General features: G+C 69.5%; 17 protein-coding genes. 11 read left to right on the top strand and 6 right to left on the bottom strand.

Annotation, left to right across the window (positions count from 1 at the left end):
- Nucleotides 1-21 precede the first annotated feature (21 nt).
- From rlmH to ACAZ03_RS16010, 6 genes are all read left to right on the top strand, one after another.
- Nucleotides 22-486, top strand: a complete 465-nt coding sequence (gene rlmH, locus ACAZ03_RS16035; RefSeq protein WP_373355120.1) for a 23S rRNA (pseudouridine(1915)-N(3))-methyltransferase RlmH — start codon at nucleotides 22-24, stop codon at nucleotides 484-486.
- Nucleotides 487-873: 387 nt separating this feature from the next.
- On the top strand, nucleotides 874-2,514 hold the full coding sequence (gene gpmI / locus ACAZ03_RS16030; protein ID WP_373355119.1) for a 2,3-bisphosphoglycerate-independent phosphoglycerate mutase: 1,641 nt from the start codon (nucleotides 874-876) through the stop codon (nucleotides 2,512-2,514).
- On the top strand, nucleotides 2,511-3,761 hold the full coding sequence (locus tag ACAZ03_RS16025) for a murein hydrolase activator EnvC (protein WP_373355118.1): 1,251 nt from the start codon (nucleotides 2,511-2,513) through the stop codon (nucleotides 3,759-3,761). Before gpmI ends, ACAZ03_RS16025 begins: the two co-directional genes overlap by 4 nt.
- Nucleotides 3,762-3,781: 20 nt before the next feature.
- Nucleotides 3,782-5,149 (top strand): S41 family peptidase, encoded by a 1,368-nt coding sequence (locus ACAZ03_RS16020; RefSeq protein ID WP_373355117.1) that lies wholly within the window; start codon nucleotides 3,782-3,784, stop codon nucleotides 5,147-5,149.
- 17 nt (nucleotides 5,150-5,166) lie between these two features.
- Entirely contained in the window at nucleotides 5,167-5,637 is a 471-nt protein-coding gene (locus ACAZ03_RS16015) for an RNA pyrophosphohydrolase (protein WP_373355116.1), read from the top strand.
- Nucleotides 5,634-6,131: a hypothetical protein gene (locus tag ACAZ03_RS16010; RefSeq protein WP_373355115.1), complete on the top strand. Its 498-nt coding sequence runs from the start codon at nucleotides 5,634-5,636 to the stop codon at nucleotides 6,129-6,131. The genes ACAZ03_RS16015 and ACAZ03_RS16010 overlap by 4 nt, the downstream gene beginning before the upstream one ends.
- A gap of 41 nt (nucleotides 6,132-6,172) precedes the next feature.
- On the opposite strand, the gene ACAZ03_RS16005 is transcribed toward ACAZ03_RS16010, so the two are convergent.
- Nucleotides 6,173-6,430 (bottom strand): hypothetical protein, encoded by a 258-nt coding sequence (locus ACAZ03_RS16005; RefSeq protein WP_373355114.1) that lies wholly within the window; start codon nucleotides 6,428-6,430, stop codon nucleotides 6,173-6,175.
- Between the two features lie 102 nt (nucleotides 6,431-6,532).
- Nucleotides 6,533-7,984 (bottom strand): mannose-1-phosphate guanylyltransferase/mannose-6-phosphate isomerase, encoded by a 1,452-nt coding sequence (locus tag ACAZ03_RS16000; protein ID WP_373355113.1) that lies wholly within the window; start codon nucleotides 7,982-7,984, stop codon nucleotides 6,533-6,535.
- Nucleotides 7,985-8,183: 199 nt separating this feature from the next.
- Here ACAZ03_RS16000 and ACAZ03_RS15995 point away from each other — a divergent pair, with 199 nt between their 5' ends.
- Genes ACAZ03_RS15995 through ACAZ03_RS15985 form a run of 3 tightly spaced genes read left to right on the top strand, consistent with a single transcriptional unit; the run spans nucleotide 8,184 to nucleotide 11,778 of the window.
- Nucleotides 8,184-10,271: a YjbH domain-containing protein gene (locus tag ACAZ03_RS15995; RefSeq protein ID WP_373355112.1), complete on the top strand. Its 2,088-nt coding sequence runs from the start codon at nucleotides 8,184-8,186 to the stop codon at nucleotides 10,269-10,271.
- Nucleotides 10,268-10,879, top strand: a complete 612-nt coding sequence (locus tag ACAZ03_RS15990) for a YjbF family lipoprotein (protein ID WP_373355111.1) — start codon at nucleotides 10,268-10,270, stop codon at nucleotides 10,877-10,879. Before ACAZ03_RS15995 ends, ACAZ03_RS15990 begins: the two co-directional genes overlap by 4 nt.
- Before the next feature lie 8 nt (nucleotides 10,880-10,887).
- The gene (locus tag ACAZ03_RS15985) at nucleotides 10,888-11,778 is read left to right on the top strand and encodes an ornithine cyclodeaminase family protein (protein WP_373355110.1); all 891 of its coding nucleotides are present in this window, start codon (nucleotides 10,888-10,890) and stop codon (nucleotides 11,776-11,778) included.
- On the opposite strand, the gene ACAZ03_RS15980 is transcribed toward ACAZ03_RS15985, so the two are convergent.
- Nucleotides 11,772-12,677 (bottom strand): cation diffusion facilitator family transporter, encoded by a 906-nt coding sequence (locus tag ACAZ03_RS15980; RefSeq protein WP_373355109.1) that lies wholly within the window; start codon nucleotides 12,675-12,677, stop codon nucleotides 11,772-11,774. The genes ACAZ03_RS15985 and ACAZ03_RS15980 overlap by 7 nt on opposite strands.
- A complete protein-coding gene (locus tag ACAZ03_RS15975) occupies nucleotides 12,674-13,108 on the bottom strand; it encodes a hypothetical protein (RefSeq protein WP_373355108.1) in 435 nt (144 codons plus the stop codon). The genes ACAZ03_RS15980 and ACAZ03_RS15975 overlap by 4 nt, the downstream gene beginning before the upstream one ends.
- A gap of 91 nt (nucleotides 13,109-13,199) precedes the next feature.
- Between ACAZ03_RS15975 and ACAZ03_RS15970 the strand changes: the two genes are divergently transcribed.
- Nucleotides 13,200-14,384 (top strand): WD40/YVTN/BNR-like repeat-containing protein, encoded by a 1,185-nt coding sequence (locus tag ACAZ03_RS15970; RefSeq protein ID WP_373355107.1) that lies wholly within the window; start codon nucleotides 13,200-13,202, stop codon nucleotides 14,382-14,384.
- Between the two features lie 21 nt (nucleotides 14,385-14,405).
- Here ACAZ03_RS15970 and ACAZ03_RS15965 read toward each other — a convergent pair whose 3' ends face one another.
- The gene (locus ACAZ03_RS15965; protein ID WP_373355106.1) at nucleotides 14,406-14,891 is read right to left on the bottom strand and encodes a hypothetical protein; all 486 of its coding nucleotides are present in this window, start codon (nucleotides 14,889-14,891) and stop codon (nucleotides 14,406-14,408) included.
- A gap of 434 nt (nucleotides 14,892-15,325) precedes the next feature.
- On the opposite strand from ACAZ03_RS15965, the gene ACAZ03_RS15960 reads away from it, so the two are divergent.
- Nucleotides 15,326-15,478, top strand: coding sequence for a hypothetical protein (locus ACAZ03_RS15960; RefSeq protein ID WP_373355105.1), 153 nt, complete (start codon nucleotides 15,326-15,328; stop codon nucleotides 15,476-15,478).
- A gap of 59 nt (nucleotides 15,479-15,537) precedes the next feature.
- Here ACAZ03_RS15960 and ACAZ03_RS15955 read toward each other — a convergent pair whose 3' ends face one another.
- Nucleotides 15,538-16,875 (bottom strand): hypothetical protein, encoded by a 1,338-nt coding sequence (locus tag ACAZ03_RS15955; RefSeq protein ID WP_373355104.1) that lies wholly within the window; start codon nucleotides 16,873-16,875, stop codon nucleotides 15,538-15,540.
- Nucleotides 16,876-16,982: the final 107 nt, after the last annotated feature.

Here is a 16,982-nt window from a genome sequence, read left to right as displayed (position 1 = left end):
CCGGCACCCGAGGAGCGGCCGATGCGCCTGACGATCTGCGCCGTGGGGCGCCTGCGCAGCGGCCCGGAGCGGGCGCTTATCGACGATTACCTCGGCCGCTTCGCCAAGACCGGCCGGGCGCTCGGGCTCGGCGGCATCGAGCTCGCCCAGGTCGACGCCAAGGGCGCCGGGCAGGAGGCGGAGCACCGGCTGCTCGAGAAGGCCCTCCCCGCCGGCGCCGCCCGGGTGGTGCTCGACGAGCGGGGGCGCATGCTCTCTTCCCCCGAGTTGGCGGAGCGGCTGGCCGGCTGGCGCGACGGCGCACGGGACGCCGCCTTCGTGATCGGCGGGGCGGACGGGGTGACGGAGGAGATGCGCGGCAGCGCCGAGCTCCTACTCTCCTTCGGACCGATGGTCTGGCCCCACGCCCTCGCCCGGGTGATGCTGGCCGAGCAGCTCTACCGGGCGGCGACGATCCTCGCGGGGAGCCCGTATCACCGGATGTGAAGGGGCGGAGACCGTCTGGTTTCCGCGTCAGGTTTCCATATGGGGACCGGCGCCGCGCCGGCCCCGGGCCACGTTTCTCCCGCGAAAACCGGCTCTCCCCCAGGCCCGACGATGCCGCGCGGGGCGAGCGCCGGCCTGGGGGTTGGCGCTCCTGCCGGACCCGCAGAGCGCTTTATGGTGCAGCCGATCCCCCGCCCACCGTCGCGCCCGGCCTCACGAGAGCGCCAGCCCGCGGGACGGGCCGGCGCTCGCCCTGCGCCGTTCCGGCGCGTACCGGGTGGAGGCGTCGCTCGACCGCCCCGCCATCGATGCGTCGCCCCCCTCACCCGGGGTTCACCCTCCGCCCCGGCAGCGCTATGGAGGAGCGGTCAGCCAAGGAGCTCGCCCATGCCCGGCACGTCCCCCGTCGTCCTTTGCATTCTCGATGGCTGGGGCAAGCGCGCCGACCGGCACGGGAACGCTCCCGTCCTCGCCCACACCCCGCATGTGGATGCGCTCTTCAAGGACGGCCCTCATGCCGAGCTCATCACCCATGGGCCCGATGCAGGGCTGCCGAAGGGGCAGATGGGCAATTCCGAGGTCGGCCACACCAATATCGGCGCCGGCCGCGTGGTGGCGATGGATCTCGGCCAGATCGAGCTGGCCATCGAAGACGGCAGCTTCGCGAAGGAAGAGGCGCTCCAGTCCTTCATCGCCAGCCTCAAGAGCTCCGGCGGCACCGCGCATCTCTTCGGCGTTCTCTCCGACGGCGGGGTGCACGGGCATGTGGATCACATCGTCGCCGCCGCCGAGTCCATCGCCGCCGCGGGCGTGCCCGTGACGCTCCATGCCATCACCGACGGGCGCGACGTGGCGCCCTCCTCGGCGGAGGGCTACCTCGCGGACCTCCTCCCCCGCCTCCCCGAGGGCACGCGGATCGCCACCGTCATCGGCCGCTACTTCGCGATGGATCGCGACAACCGCTGGGATCGGGTCGAGACCGCCTATCGTGCCATCGCCGAGGGCAAGGGCGCCGCCGCTGCCACCCCAGAGGAGGCCATTGCCGCCGCCTATGACGCGGGCAAGACCGACGAGTTCATCCCCGCGACCGTTATCGGCGACTACAAGGGCCTCGCCCCGGAAGACGGGCTCTTCTGCCTCAACTTCCGCGCCGACCGCGCCCGCGAGATCCTCACCGCCCTCGCTGACCCGGAGTTCGACGGCTTCGACCGCGGCCCGGTGCCGGAGCTCGCCGCAAAGCTCGGCATGGTGGAATATTCCACCCGCCACAGCGCCTGGTACCCGGCCGTCTTCCCCAAGCGAAAGATCGTCAACACGCTCGGCGCCTGGGTCGCGTCGCAGGGGCTCACCCAGTTCCGCCTGGCAGAGACGGAGAAGTACCCGCATGTCACCTTCTTCCTCAACGGCGGCAAGGAGGAGCCGGAGGAGGGGGAGGACCGCTACATGCCGAAGAGCCCCAATGTCGCCACCTATGACCTCAAGCCCGAGATGTCGGCCGCCGAGGTCACCGAGGCCTTCGTCGCCGCCATCGACAAGGGCTACGACCTCATCGTCGCGAATTACGCGAACCCCGACATGGTCGGCCATACCGGCGACCTGAATGCGGCGATCCGCGCCTGCGAGGCGGTGGACGAGGGCATCGGCAAGGTGGTGGCGGCGCTGACGCGCGCCGGCGGCGCCATGGTCATCACCGCCGATCACGGCAATTGCGAGGTCATGGTCGACCCGGTGACCGGCGGCGCCCATACGGCGCATACGGTGAACCCGGTCAACGTCGCCGTCTTCGGCGCCCCCGAGGGCGCGCGCCTCGTCAACGGCCGCCTGAGCGATCTCGCGCCGACGGTGCTGGAGCTGATGGGCCTGCCGCAGCCGGAGGAGATGACGGGCCGCAGCCTCCTCCGCCCCGCCGCCCCCGCGCCGAAGACCGTCGAGGAGCCGGAGGACGAGACCGCCGCGACCACCGCCTCCGGCCACCTGCCCGAGCCGCATCACGAGGCGGATCAAGGGTCCGGCACGGATTCCGCATGAGGCCTCCGGCCCGCCCTGATCTGCGGCGAGCGCCCGGCGCCCGCGGGCGCCGCCGCTTCCCCTCGCTTTCTTCCAAATACTCCGGGGGGAGTCGCCGTTCAGGCGACGGGGGGCAGCGCCCCCCGATCACCCTCGCCGCGCTCCTCTCCCTCGCCCTCCTGACGCCCGCCCAGGCGCAGGAGGGCACGGCCGCCGCCGCCTCCGCCGCAGCCGAGGCGCTGCGGGCGGCCGAGGCGCAGCTCGCCGCCGCCGAGGGCTCGACGGACCGGATCGCCGCCCTGACCCAGACGGTGCAGGCCTATGAGGAGGGGCTGGGCGCGCTGCGCGAGGGGCTCCGCCGCGCCGCCATCCGCCAGCAGGCGCTGGAGGCGGAGCTCGATGCCTCCTCCGGCGAGATCACCGAGCTTCTCGCCATGCTGGAGCGGATGGGCCGCGCTCCGGCGCCGCTTCTGCTCCTCCATCCCTCCGGCCCGCTCGGCACCGCCCAGGCCGGCATGATGGTCTCGGAGCTGACCCCGGCGCTTCAGCGGGAGGTCGAGGCCCTCAAGGCCCGCCTCGCCGAGGTCGAGGAACTGCGGCTCCTGCAGGCCAATGCCGCCCATACGCTCGAGGAGGGGCTGCAAGGCGCGCAGGCGGCCCGGGCCGGCCTTTCCGCCGCCATCTCCGAGCGGACGGACCTGCCGCGCCGCTTCATCGAGGATCCAGTGGCGACGGCGCTGCTCATCGCCTCCACCGACACGCTCGACGGCTTCGCCGCCGGGCTCGGGCAGGTGATCGACAGCGAGCTGTCCACCCCCGCCCCCGAGACGGCGGCGACCGGCGCCCTGCCGCTGCCGGTGGAGGGGCAGATCATCCGCCGCTTCGGCGATCCCGACGCCGCCGGCATCGCCCGGCCGGGGATCATCCTCGCGACCGCCCCCCGCGCCCTCGTCACCGCGCCGGCGGCGGCGACCGTGCGCTTCCGGGGGCCCTTGCTCGACTACGGCAATGTCGTCATCCTCGAGCCCAGCCCCGGCGTGCTCTTCGTGCTCGCCGGGCTCGGCGAGGTCTTCGGCCAGGCCGGGCAGATCATCCCCGCGGGCGAGCCCGTCGGCATCATGGGCGGCACGCCCCCGGCGGCTGACGCGATTTTGACTGACGTTGCGCAAGGTCTGGGCGCCACGCGGCCCGAGACGCTGTATGTGGAAGTGCGGGAGGGCGAGACACCGGTCGATCCTTCCGCCTGGTTCGCGCTGGGCCCGGGCTGACGGGCAAGAGGAAGGCAGGCATGAGAAACTTCGCACTGGCCGCGCTGGGCGGCACCGCTCTCGGGCTTCTGGTCACGACTCAGGTCGCCGGCCCGCTCCTCGCGCAGGAGGCGGAGGGCAATGCCTCCGTCTACGAGCAGCTCGACCTCTTCGGCGACATCTTCGAGCGCATCCGCGCGCAATATGTCGAGGAGGTCGACGAGCGCGAGCTGATCGAGGCCGCGATCAACGGCATGCTCACCTCGCTCGACCCGCATTCGAGCTACCTCTCCCCCGAGGATGCCGCCGACATGCGCGTGCAGACCAGCGGCGAATTCGGCGGGCTCGGCATCGAGGTCACGCAGGAAGAGGGCTGGGTGAAGGTCGTCTCTCCCATGGACGGCACGCCGGCGGATGCCGCCGGCATCATGTCGGGCGATTTCATCACCGCCGTGAACGGCGAGAACCTGCTCGGCCTGACGCTGGACGAGGCGGTGGAGCTGATGCGGGGGCCCGTCGGCTCCGAGATCATCATCACCGTGGTGCGCGAGGGCGAGGCCGAGCCCTTCGACGTCTCGCTGATCCGCGACACCATCCGCCTCACCGCCGTCCGCCACCGGACGGAGGGCGACACCCTGGTGCTGCGCGTGACCACGTTCAACGACCAGACCTTCCCCAATCTGGAGGAGGGCATCGAGTCCGAGATCGAGGCCGCCGGCGGCATCGACAACATCAACGGCGTGGTGCTCGATCTGCGCAACAACCCGGGCGGGCTGCTGAACCAGGCTATCTACGTCTCCGACGCCTTTCTCGAAGAGGGCGAGATCGTCTCGACCCGGGGCCGTCAGCCCGAGGACGGCGACCGCTACAACGCCACGCCCGGCGACCTGATCGACGGGCTGCCCATCGTGGTGCTGGTGAACGGCGGCACGGCGAGCGCGTCGGAGATCGTGGCGGGCGCCCTGCAGGACCATCACCGCGCCATCGTCGTCGGCACCCAGAGCTTCGGCAAGGGCTCCGTCCAGTCGGTGATGCCGCTTCAGGGCAACGGCGCCATGCGGCTGACGACGGCGCGCTACTACACGCCCTCCGGCCGCTCGATCCAGGCGCTCGGCATCTCGCCCGACATCATCGTCGAGCAGCCGCGCCCCGCGCCCGTGGGCGAGGAGGTCGAGGACGAGACCCCGGCCCGCCGCTTCGGCGAGGCGAACCTGCGCGGCGCGCTGCAGAACGACAGCATCTCCGACGAGGACCGGACGCTTCTGGAGCAGGACCGCGCCCGCGCCGAGGCGGCCGCCGCGCTCCGCGAGGAGGATTACCAGCTCGCCTATGCGATCGACCTCCTGCGCGGGCTCCGGGCGCTCGGCCCGGCGATGGGGGCGCTCGAGCAGGCCAGCGTCCAGCCGTGAGCCGGGGGGGCGAAGCGGTGGAGGGCGCGCGCGGCTACCGGCCCTGCGTCGGCATCATGCTCGCCAATCGCGAGGGGCGCATCTTCCTCGGCCAGCGCGCCGACAGGGACGAGCCCGCCTGGCAGATGCCGCAGGGCGGCATCGACCCGGGGGAAGATGCCCGAACGGCGGCGCTCCGCGAGCTGGCGGAGGAAACCGGCGTGACGGCCGAGATGGTCAAGGTCGTGGCGCAGACGGCCGAGCCGCTCCGCTACGACTTTCCGCCCGAGCTGCGCGGGGCAATCACCAAGGGCAAGTGGAAGGGGCAGGAACAGACCTGGTTCCTGCTGCGCTTTCTCGGGGAGGATGCCGACGTGCGGCTCGATGCCCATGAGCAGGAATTCTCCGCCTGGCGCTGGGCCGCCCCGGAAGAGGTCGTCCCCGCCATCGTGCCCTTCAAGCGCGCCGTCTATGCGCAGGCCCTCGCCGAACTGGAGCCCCATCTATGACAGCCCTCACGCCCGTCGCCGCCTCCCTCGCGCTCTGCCTCAGCGGCGGCGCGGCGGCGGCGCTTTCCTGCATGCCGGCCGATGTGACGCGGAGCTATGCCGAGGCCGCGGCGGCCGAGGAGGGCTACATGATCCTCCATGGCACGCTCGCCTTCGATGCCGGCCAGTTGCCCGGCGCCTATGCGTCGGATCTTGACACGGCGGTGCAGCCCGCCCCCGTCGCGGCCCGCTTCACCGGCAGCTATCTCGGGGCGACCGGCCGGTTCACGGGCGCGATGGAGAGCCTGCCCGTGGTGCTCGAGCCGCGCTGCGCCGGCCCCTATTGCGGCGACGTCGCGCCGGGCGAGGACCTGCTCGCCTTCGCCCGGATGGAGGGGGACGTGCCCCATTTCGAGCTCTCGCCCTGCCCGGGCAAGCTCTTCCGCCACCCGCGCGATGAGGACCTCGCGCAGGTCACCGCCTGCTTCACCGGCGCCGCTACCTGCGGGGGCTAGGGGCGGCGCGCTCTCTCGCGCCCTTCCCCCGCCCGCCGGCCTCAATCCCAGCCGATCAGCCCGGCGGTGGTGCCCGTCGCCATGACGCGGACCGCCCGCATCGGCAGCACCTGCCCGGCGGTGAGCTGGTAGGTCACGCTGGTGCCTTCGGAATCCCGCAGCACGGCGCTGCCGGAGGCGTTGACGTAGAGCGCCCGGGGAACCGGGTCGAGATCGGCCGCATCGCTCGGCGTGATGGCCCGATGCCGCCCGGCGGGCGAGGTGAGGGTCTGGGCATGTGAGGCGAAGTTGTCGGCCATGAAGCGCTCCCGGCTGGCGGTTTTCGGCCGGGAGGAAAGCGCCGGCGGGTTAAGACCGCCTGAGGCCACCGTACCGCGCGGGGAGGTTACGCCCCGCCAGCCTCAGCCCCGCGCGCCTTGCCCCCGGGCGTAGACGTCTTCGTAGCGCACGATGTCATCCTCGCCGACATAGGCGCCGGTCTGCACCTCGATCAGCATCATGGGCATCTTGCCGGGGTTCTCCAGCCTGTGGAGGGCGCCGAGCGGGATGTAGACGGACTGGTTCTCGGTCACGAGCGTCACCTTGCCATCGACCGTCACCTTCGCCGTCCCCTCCACGACGATCCAGTGCTCGGAGCGGTGGACATGGCTTTGCAGGCTGAGCGCGGCGCCGGGATGCACCATGATGCGCTTCACCTGAAAGCGCCCGCCGATGACGAGGCTCTCGAACCAGCCCCAGGGCCGGTGATCCTTGGGGAAATGCGTGGCCTGGGCAGAGCCCTTGGCCTTCAGCGCCGTCACGGCGGCCTTCACGTCCTGCGCGCGGGACATGTCGGCGACGAGCACCGCATCGTTCATCGCCACCGCCACGATGTTCTTCAGCCCGATGCCCACCACCTCCAGCCGGTCGCTTTCGGACCGCAGGAGCGTGTCGTCGCAATCGATGGCCGTGGCGGCGCCGGAGGTGGAGACCCCCCGCACATCCGGCCCCGTCTCGCGCCAGACGGCATCCCAGCCGCCGAGATCTGACCAATGACCCGAAAAGGGCACGACGGCGAGATTGGCGGCCCGCTCCATCACCGCATAGTCGATCGAGATGTCCTCCGCCCCCGCCCAATGCGCCGGCGCGAGGCGGAGGAACCCGAGGTCGGGCTCGGCCTCCGTGACGGCGTTGCCGACGGGCTCCATCAGGCCGGGGGCATGGGCCTCGACCGCGGCGATCATGTCGCTGGCGCGGAAGAGGAAGATGCCGGCGTTCCAGAGATAGGTCCCGGCGGCGAGCATCTCCTCCGCCCGCGCCGCATCCGGCTTCTCGACGAAGCGGGCCAGCGGCTGGGCGCTGCCGTCGCCGGCGGGCGGGCCGGAGAGCTCGAGATAGCCATAGCCGGTCTCGGCCCATTCGGGCGTGATGCCGAAGGTGACGAGCTTGCCCGCCTCCACGGCCGCGAGCCCCTTGGCCACGGCGGCGCGGAAGGCGGCATCATCGGGGATATGGTGGTCGGAGGGCGCGACGAGCATGATCCGGCCCGGATCCTCCGCCGCGAGATGGAGCGCCGCCGCCAGCACAGCCGGCGCCGTGTTGCGCCCCTCAGGCTCGATGATGACGGCGCCGGGGTCGATCCCGGCCCCCGCGAGCTGCTCGGTGACGATGAAGCGGAAATCCGAATTCGTGACGACCGTCGGCCGCGCGAAGCTCAGCCCCGCATCGCGGCCGGACAGGCGCCGGGCGGTCGCCTGAAAGAGCGTCTGCTCCCCCACGAGCTGCGCGAACTGCTTGGGATAGGACTTGCGCGACAGCGGCCAGAGCCGGGTGCCGGAGCCGCCGGCAAGCAGAACGGGGGTAATCTCGGTCAAGATGCGGTTCCGTCTGAACAAGGGATTGCGGGCAATAGCTGCAGCATCCCCCGGTTCGCGCTGCTGGGGCAAGGGGGGGCGCCTATCTTCTGTGGCAACAAAGCCGCCCCGGGCTGCGGGTGAGACAATTCGGCCCGCTGCCGCTGGCCCCCGGGGGCCCCGGTTCGCTACCATGGGCAGGACCAGTGCGGAGGGATGGATGTCTGGTGCTCTCTTAGGCCCGGTGCGGCGGCTTTTCGGCATGGCGGCTCTGATCGCGGCCGGCGCCGGCGCGCTTTCGGCAGAGGAGGCGCCTCATCTGAACAGCTTCGGCCTGCCGGGGCTGATCGACATGCCGAACGGCCAGCCCCTGCCGCCCGACAGCCTGTCGCTGACGCTCTTCGGCTTCGACGGCGAATACCGCACGACGCTGGCCTACCAGATCACGCCGCGGATCACCGGCGTCTTCCGCTACATCGCGCTGCCGGGGGCCGATTACTTCGACCGGAGCTTCGATCTGCACGTGCTCCTCGCCGAAGAGGGCGAGATCATGCCGGCAGTCCGGCTCGGGTTGGTCGATTTCGGCGGCACCGGGCTCTTCAGCTCCGAATATGTGGCCGCCACGAAGGAGATCGCCCCGGGGCTCGAGCTCACCGGCGGCATCGGCTGGGGGCGGCTCGCCGGGCGCGGCGCCTTCGCGAACCCGCTGGCGCGGATCGACGATTACTTCGCCGACCGGCCCGAGGGCCGGACCATCGAGGATACCGGCCGCATCCGTGCCGACGTGTTCTTTCGCGGCGATGCGGCGCTCTTCGGCGGCGTCCGATGGACGCCGACCGACCAGCTTTCCTTCGCCGCCGAATATTCCTCTGACACCTATCCGTTCGAGGGCCGGCGGCTCGGCTTCACCCAGGACAGCCCGCTCAACGTCTCTGCCAGCTACCGTTTCGCCAATGGCGGCGAGCTGACGGCGGCGTATCTCTACGGCAATACCATCGGAATCAGCTACGGGCGGACCTTCTTCCCCGGCAACACGGCGATCCCCGGCGGCACCGCCGCCGCCCCGCCGCCGCTGGTGCCGCGCCAGAGCGCCGAGGCGCTGGGCTGGACGCTGCCGGCGAGCGCGCCCGTCCGGGGGCCCGACCTGCTGGAGCTCAGCCTCGGCACACTCGGGCTCGGCTCGCAAGGGCTGACGGTCAATGGCAGCGAGGCGGTGCTGCGGCTCGAGAACCCGACCTATTTCCCGCCGTCGCAGGCCATCGGCCGGGCGGCGCGGGTCATGGCGAACACGCTGCCGGCCTCGGTCGAGACGCTCGTCATCGTCCCCGTCGTTGCCGGCATGCCGACAAGCGAGATCCGCCTTCGCCGCAGCGACCTCGAGGCGCTGGAATACGATCTGGACGGCGCCTGGCTCAGCTATGCGCGGGCCGACATTTCCGACGCGGCGGACCAGCCGGTGCTGGAGGGGACGGGCTTCCGCTGGGCGCTCGCGCCGATCCTCCGCCGCTCGTATTTCGACCCCGATGCGCCGCTGCGGCTCGAAGCGGGGCTCGCCCTTTCGGCCAGCTACAACCCGACGCCGGGGCTCTTCTTCTCCGGCCAGATCTACCAGCCGCTCCTCGGCAATCTCGACAGCATCCGCCGCCGCTCGAATTCCATCCTACCGCATGTGCGCTCCGACAGCGCCCTTTATGCCGTCGAGACCGAGACGGAGATCACCTGGGCGACCGTCGAGCAGTTCTTCCGGCCCGGGCCGAACCTCTATGGCCGCATGACGGTGGGCATCCTCGAGCAGATGTACGGCGGCGCCTCGGCCGAGCTGCTCTGGCGGCCGGCCAGCTCGCGGCTCGCGCTCGGGGCGGAGGTCAACTACGCCGTACAGCGCGATTTCGACGGGCTCGGCTTTCGGGATTACGACGTGATCACCGGCCATGCCTCGGCCTATTACGACATGGAGAACGGCTATACCGCCCGGATCGACGCCGGCCGCTACCTGGCCGGCGACTGGGGGGCCACCTTCACACTCGACCGGGTCTTCGCCAACGGGGCCAGCGTCGGTGCGTTCTTCACGCTGACCGATGTCTCCTTCGACGATTTCGGCGAGGGCGCCTTCGACAAGGGCATCGTCATCTCGCTGCCCGTCCAGGCCATCGCCGGCACACCCTCGCGGGTCCGGATCACCGAGGTCTTCCGCCCCGTGCTGCGCGATGGCGGGGCGCGGCTCAACGTCCGCAACCGGCTCTACGACCTGACGGCGGAATACGGCACGCCGCAACTCGGCGAGAGCTGGGGGAGGTTCTGGAGATGACGCGCGGCCTGCGCACCTGCGGCGCCGCGCTGGCGCTCGCCCTCGCCTGCAGCGCCTGCGGGGTGTTGCCCACCGGCTCGGGCACGCCCGAGATCGCGCCGCCCTCCGTCGGGCTGACCGCCGGCCAGCTCGGGCTGCCGGTGCTCAACCTGTCGCTGTTGGAGACCGGGACGGCCGGCACCATGGCGCTCGTCGCCAGCCGCGACGGCTATGACACCTACATGAGCTCCGATGACATCTCGCTGACGCTCCGCGCGGGCATGCTGATCGCCACGCGCGGCTTCGGCGGCGATCTCGCCTCGACCGATGCCAGCGCCACCGCCGCGGCGCTCGCGACGGGCAGCGCCGGGCCGGTCGAGCGCTTCCATGGCTTCTATACGCGGGGCGAGGAGGTGGCACTGACCGCCTTCGTCTGCACGCTCACCTGGAACGGGGCGGAGGCGCTTCAGCGGCCGGGCGGCCCCGTCACCGCGCAGCGGGTGACGGAGTTCTGCCGCAGCCCGAGCGCGAGCTTCGCCAATACCTTCTGGGTCGATGGCAGCGGGCGGATTGTGCAATCCGTCCAATGGGCTGGCGAGCGCATCGGGCTCGTCGCGCTGATACCCTAGAGTTGGCCATGCGGAGCATATCCTTCGAAGAAGGCGAGCGCGGGCTCGAGTGGATCGCCGTCACCGAGGCCATCGCCGAGGGCCACAAGGCGCCGCGCGCCGAGGTGAAGGACAGCATCCTCCGCCGGGGGAGCGATACCGTTCTTTCCCGAGCCGCCTGGATCGACGGCTTCGGCATCGGCGTGAAGACGGCGACCGTTTTCCCGGGCAATGGCGCCAAGGGCCTGCCGAGCGTCGGCGGGGCGATGACGCTCTTCTCCGACGCCACCGGCGAGCCCGAGGCCCTCGTGGATTTCCACCTCGTGACCAAGTGGAAGACCGCCGGCGATTCGCTGCTGGCGGCCCGGCGGCTGGCCCGGCCGGAGTCGCGCGAGGTGCTGATCCTCGGCGCCGGCACCGTCGCCGCCTCGCTGATCGAGGCCTATGGCGCCGCCTTCCCCGGGGCGCGGTTCACGCTGTGGAACCGCAGCCCCGCGCGGGCGGAGGCGCTGGCGGAGAGCGCCGGCGCCGAGGTGGCAGGCGAGCTCGAGGCGGCGGTGCGGGCGGCGGATATCGTCGCCTCGGCGACCATGGCCACCGAGCCGCTCATTAAAGGCGACTGGCTCCGCCCCGGCCAGCATCTCGACCTGATCGGCGCCTACCGCCCCGACATGCGCGAGGCGGATGACACGGCCATGGCGCGCGGGCGGCTCTTCGTCGATTCGCGCGAGACGGCCGGCGAGATTGGCGAGCTCATCGCGCCCCTCGCCTCCGGCGCCATCTCCGGCCCGATTGCCGATTACTACGAGGCAGAGGCCTTCCGCCGCGAGAGCGCGGACGAGATCACCATCTTCAAGAACGGCGGCGGCGCGCATCTCGACCTCATGGTCGCGCGCCACATCCTCGCGTCTGTTCAGTAGGAGAACGACACCCCGGCGAGCCGCCAGGCTTTTTCCGGGTCGCCGGCCCAGCAGGCGCTGAGGTCGGGCGGGGCATCGGGCGGCGTGACGCCATGCACCTCTGCCCAGATGTAGCGGCCCGTCTCGCGCAGCCGCACATCGGCGCCGGGGAACATCTCTTCGAGCCGCGCCTCCAGCGCCTTGGCATCGTCGGACACCTCGGGGCCGCCGAGCCTGCGCGGCGTGCCGTCGACCAGCTCGGCGATGGCGACGCGGGTGGCGCGGCTGCCGTCGCGCACGATGTCGATGGCGATGATCAGCGCCGCGGCGCTGTCGGCCCACCAGAAGCCCAGGCCGACGCCGAGAATGCCGAGGATCCCCGCCGCGCCGGTCATCCAGTCGGCCTTCTGCATCAGCGCGTCGGTGTGCAGCACCTTGTCGGCCAGCGCCTCCGCCACCGGCTGCTTCAGGCGGCCGAGGATCACCGGCGGGACGATCGAATAGGCCAGCGCGCCGATCATCAGCCAGCCGATCCACACCGTTTGGCCGAAGAGCCGCTCGGCCCCGAGCGTCGGATGCTCGGCCATGAGCAGCTTCTGCCCCGAATCGAAGATCAGGTAGAGCCCCATGCCCGTCAGCACGACGGCGGAGGCGAGAAAGGCGAGGCTGTTCACCCGCGTGAAGCCGAAGGGGAAGCGCCGGTCGGGCGGCAGCCGCTCGATGCGCAGCGCGATGAGGAAGACGATGGCCGGGACGAGGCCGAGCAGGTCCTCGATCCAGGCCGTCTTCATCGCCTGGCTGGAGCCGAGGACGAGCGCCATCAGCGCGACGATCGAGAGCTGCCAGCCGATGGTCCACCATCCGAGCCGCACGGCGCGGCGCAGCTCGGGCTCCAGCTCCTTCGGAACGCGGGCGATCATGGGCGCATGTCCTCGATGGTCTTGGTCACATGCAGGAGCCAGCGGTTCTCCCCCGGCGGCAGCAGCGCGCGGAGGACCGGCGCCTCCTTAGGCGGATGTGCGGTCAGGGGCGAGGGGGCGAGGGCGAGCCGGCCGGCCCAGGGGCTGGCCTCGGCGAAATCGCCGATGACGATGTCGAGCTCGCCCGCCTCCATCGCCAGAAGCAGCGTCTCGGCGCTGCCGGGATGCAGCTCCGCTTCGGCGCCGGAGGCTGCGGCAAGCGCCGTCGCCAGCGCCCGCTCCTCCGCCTCGCCGGCCGCGTCGCCGACGATGCCGGCGCGCATGACGCCGCTCTCGGCGATGCGCTCGGTCGTCCCGTCCGGGTCCTTCGGAAAGCTGTCGCAGCCGGTGAGGAGCGCGAGGATCAGGGCGAGGGCGAGGGGTCTTTGCATGGCGGCCTGGCTCTTGGGGCGCCGGTCAACGCCCGGTCCGCGGGCGAGGTTCCACCCGCGGGCCAGCCAAATCTGGACTCGCGGAAAATAGATGGATATCAACGCTTATCAGCCGAAGGAGGGCGACATGCCGGAACTGACGATTCTCGTGGGCACCACCAAGGGCGCCTTCCTGATTTCCGGCGGGGCCGACCGCTCCGGCTGGGAGGTGACCGGGCCGCATTGCGACGGCTGGGCAATCAACCATCTGGCAGGCGATCCGAAGACCGGCACGATCTGGGCCGGGGGCGGCGGCGACTTCCACGGCGCCGGCGTGTTCCGCTCGGAGGATGGCGGCAAGAGCTGGGAGCGGACCCGCCTCACCGAGGGCCAGATGGATGGCTGGGCCAAGGAAGAGCCCGAGATGGCCGCGATGTTCGGGATCACCGGCGAGAAGCTGCCGTTCGGCACCGACTTCAAGCAAATCTGGTCGCTCCACCGGGCCGGCGACACGCTCTATGCCGGCACCAAGCCGGCCTCGCTTCTCAAGAGCACCGATGACGGCAAGACATGGGAGCTGGTCGAGGGGCTGACCAACCACCCCTCGCGTGAGGAGTGGAGCCCCGGCGGCGCCGGGCTGGTGCTGCACACGATCATCTCCGACCCGGAGGATCCGAAGAAGATGTGGGTCGGCATCTCCGCCGCCGGCATCTTCGCCACCGAGGATGGCGGCGAGACTTGGGAGCGGCGCAACCGCATGACCAATGCGGCGGCGCATGAGGGCCATGACCACCCGGCCGGCCCGTCGGGCGGCGAGGTGGGGCACTGCGTCCACAACCTGCGCCGCGCGCCGGGGGCGGGGGATCTGCTCTACCAGCAGAACCACCACGGCGTCTGGCGCTCCGCCGATGGCGGCCGCAACTGGGAGGAGCGGACGGAGGGCCTGCCCTCGCCCTTCGGCTTCCCCGTGCAGGTGCATCCGCGCGACCCCCAGATGCTCTGGGTGCTGCCGCTCGAGGAGAACAACCGCGTCCCGATGGACGCCGCCGCGGCCGTCTGGCGCTCCACCGACGGCGGCGAGACCTGGGAGGCTAAGCGCGACGGCCTGCCGCAGAAGGGCTGCTATTTCACAGTTCTCCGCCAGGCGATGGCCGGCGACACGGCGGAGCCGGCGGGCGTCTACTTCGGCACCAACTCCGGCTCGGTCTTCGCCAGCCTCGACGAGGGCGAGAGCTGGATCGAGGTGGCCGAGCACCTGCCGACCGTGCTGACGGTGGAGGTGCTGGAGCGGGTGTGACTTCCGTAAATCCGTTGCAAACTATCTCAGTTCGTTGAGGAACTCGGCCAGATTCGTTTCGTCACTGATCGAAAAAAATTGGTCCCATGGAAAATCGTCGTAGCTTTCCCGCACTGGCAAGGTCCAAGCTAGATAGAACATAACAAAGCGCTGCGTATCCTTGTTGGCAGAAGTGGTTTTGCACTTGGACCAAGTCGCGAACGAGCCTCGGTTTGGGAGCTTGCACTTCCAGGTGGAAGCATGTCGCTTAAAGATAACGCCCTTGTCCGACCGAACCTTCCCCTCCATGATTCGGGTGCTGGTTGTGCGATGCGTATGCCAAATGTCCAGATCCCTCTGCTCGTCATGATAGTCATCAGACAAGATTCGCATGTCCGCAATGAGCGTTTGATAGTCGTCTGACGACTGAATCGCTTCATCCCCGACCATAAAGTCTTGCGGGCTAAGGGGGTCAGGCCCTCCGCCGACGCGCAGTGCGACGGCGTAAAGTTTTTGCGCCCAGTTCATTGGCAGACATCCAGACTAGCAGAGTTTCACGGCCTTTATCACACATTCTCCAATAAGCACCAACAAAATGCCCGACTAGACATCTATTCGCTCCATGCTTCGTGACAGTCAGATGCTTGCTCATAATGGGCGGCCATACCGACCTGAAGCAGTCAGATACATGAAATTCAGCCCAAAAAATCAGTAATATAGCTAAAGCCACTACTTCCGGACGAACAGCAGAGGGCACTTTCGTAGCGCAAGAAGCCGCGATAAAACAAAGGCAGCCGGGAGGTCCCGGCTGCCAGAGTTCGGTGTACAAGTATTTTGAGTTCACCTTGGAGTTAGGCTCATCTAATAGGGATCGCAACAGGAAATCCGCGAGTTCTAACGCTTCGGCAAAAATTTGCACACCGTCGGACTTTTGGAGCAACTGCCAGCCCAAAGGAGGTGGCATGTCTGACGTTAGCGTTGTGTTGTTGGTAGGCGTTATCCTCGCCGGGATTTGCGCGATCTTGTTCGTCTTGCAGAGAAAGGCCGGAAAGTTCGGCGCTCGAGGCGGTCCGGGGAGCTTTCAGATCGATGTCGAGGTCGAAAAAGACGGGTGAGTATGTGCGCTCTGGTGGCCGCGGCTCTAGCCAGCCGCGGCCATTCTTCCTTCCCGGCCTCAATCGAAGCCGAAGAGCCCGCCTTCGGCCTCGCGCACCTCCATGCCCTCTTCGAGCATGTCGAACATATGCGCCCAGGGGCGGCCGTACATGTCGGGCACCTCGTAGTCGATCACCTGGCCCGGGGCGGTCTGGGTCGGCACGCCCTCCAGCGGGTAGATCGTCTGGATGCATTCGATGAAGGCATAGGGGTTGCCCTCGGTCAGGTCGCTGCCCTTGTTGAATTGCCGCACGATGCGCAGCGGCTCCACGAAGGCCTCGGGGTCGTAGAAGATGGTCTCATGCGTCAGGCCGACCTGCTCTTCGCCCTCGTAGATGGGCGAGTAGATCTCGATCCCCTGCATCTTGTTCGAGTATTCCGGCATGTCGTGGACCATCCAGCCCTGGATGTTCGAGGTCCAGGTGATGAGCGTGTCGCCGTCCCAGAAGCCGATGGAATTGCCGTACCAGCGCGGCACATCCGCCCCGAGCCGCGGAATTTCGCCCGACATGTCGAACTCACGGTCGAAGAAGATCTCGGTGAAGAAGTTGTCTGCCCGGCCGGTCATGATCAGCAGGGCTTCGGGGGTCATGTAGAAATGATGGTCGGCGACCGAGGGCGCGGACCAGCGGCGCATGTAGCCTTCCGGCCAGCAATATTGCGCCGGCCAATGGGTCACCACCGAATTGGCGGCGTGATACCATTGCTGCATCTGCCGGTACTGGTATTCCTCGGTCAGCAGCGACAATTGCGTCGGCGGCTGCAGGTTATTGCCGAAGTACCATTGCGGCATCTCCTCGGAGGGCGCGGCGCGCGTATAGACGCCCGACCAGTCGGGCAGCTCGCCGTTCTCGTAATGCATCCGCGTGCCGTTTTCCTCGGCCTCGGCCATCAGGGCCTCGTAGTGCTCCTGCGCTGTGGCGAAGGGATAGGGGCTGACGATGCCCTCGCGCGGATAGTCGACCGAGCAGTCGCCCCAATGCGCCGTCTCGGCGCGGGCGGCCGGGTCGCCGCGGTTGGTGCCCTCGGCGGCCCCCCAGATGTAGGAGAGCGGCGCCGGCGCGTTGCAGCGGTAGTAGCGCGGGTCGGACCAGAGCTCGGTGTCGAGGTAGTAATCGTCCGACGAGAAGATGTCGCGCTCGAGCGGCTCGACGCCCTCCGGCGGGCCGACATTCGCGGGGTCGAAGACATAGCCGAACTCCTGGCCCGGCGGCGTCGTCGTCTGCGGCGCATAGGGCACGACCGGCCAGCCTCGGCCGACGCTGTCCTGCTCCTCCTGCGCGATAAGCGGGGTCGCGGCGCAGGCCGCGACGAAAAGGGCGGCCACCAGCGGTGACCGCGTCAGAGAGATGTCCATGAGTCTCCTCCCATTCGGCTATGGACCTGCCGCGCCCAAGGCGCGGCATCGTTCAGACCACCCGTCTCCTCCTCGTCGGGGCGCTCCGTGACTCCTCGTTGGAATCC

The organism is Pseudoroseicyclus sp. CXY001 (genome assembly GCF_041714655.1).
Classification (GTDB): Bacteria; Pseudomonadota; Alphaproteobacteria; order Rhodobacterales; family Rhodobacteraceae; genus Pseudoroseicyclus_A.
The sequence above is the reverse complement of the archived record's forward strand: the minus strand, read 5'-3'. Positions and strand labels throughout refer to the sequence as shown.

Bases quoted from the DNA above. Each gene is read 5' to 3' on its own strand.
- ACAZ03_RS15960 (WP_373355105.1), top strand. From the start codon at position 15,326: ATGTCTGACGTTAGCGTTGTGTTGTTGGTAGGCGTTATCCTCGCCGGG.
- ACAZ03_RS16005 (WP_373355114.1), bottom strand. From the start codon at position 6,430: ATGGCCGACAACTTCGCCTCACATGCCCAGACCCTCACCTCGCCCGCC.
- ACAZ03_RS16025 (WP_373355118.1), top strand. From the start codon at position 2,511: ATGAGGCCTCCGGCCCGCCCTGATCTGCGGCGAGCGCCCGGCGCCCGC.
- ACAZ03_RS15990 (WP_373355111.1), top strand. From the start codon at position 10,268: ATGACGCGCGGCCTGCGCACCTGCGGCGCCGCGCTGGCGCTCGCCCTC.
- ACAZ03_RS15995 (WP_373355112.1), top strand. From the start codon at position 8,184: ATGTCTGGTGCTCTCTTAGGCCCGGTGCGGCGGCTTTTCGGCATGGCG.
- rlmH (WP_373355120.1), top strand. From the start codon at position 22: ATGCGCCTGACGATCTGCGCCGTGGGGCGCCTGCGCAGCGGCCCGGAG.
- ACAZ03_RS15970 (WP_373355107.1), top strand. From the start codon at position 13,200: ATGGATATCAACGCTTATCAGCCGAAGGAGGGCGACATGCCGGAACTG.
- ACAZ03_RS15955 (WP_373355104.1), bottom strand. From the start codon at position 16,875: ATGGACATCTCTCTGACGCGGTCACCGCTGGTGGCCGCCCTTTTCGTC.
- ACAZ03_RS15965 (WP_373355106.1), bottom strand. From the start codon at position 14,891: ATGAACTGGGCGCAAAAACTTTACGCCGTCGCACTGCGCGTCGGCGGA.
- gpmI (WP_373355119.1), top strand. From the start codon at position 874: ATGCCCGGCACGTCCCCCGTCGTCCTTTGCATTCTCGATGGCTGGGGC.
- ACAZ03_RS16010 (WP_373355115.1), top strand. From the start codon at position 5,634: ATGACAGCCCTCACGCCCGTCGCCGCCTCCCTCGCGCTCTGCCTCAGC.
- ACAZ03_RS15975 (WP_373355108.1), bottom strand. From the start codon at position 13,108: ATGCAAAGACCCCTCGCCCTCGCCCTGATCCTCGCGCTCCTCACCGGC.
- ACAZ03_RS16020 (WP_373355117.1), top strand. From the start codon at position 3,782: ATGAGAAACTTCGCACTGGCCGCGCTGGGCGGCACCGCTCTCGGGCTT.
- ACAZ03_RS15980 (WP_373355109.1), bottom strand. From the start codon at position 12,677: ATGATCGCCCGCGTTCCGAAGGAGCTGGAGCCCGAGCTGCGCCGCGCC.
- ACAZ03_RS15985 (WP_373355110.1), top strand. From the start codon at position 10,888: ATGCGGAGCATATCCTTCGAAGAAGGCGAGCGCGGGCTCGAGTGGATC.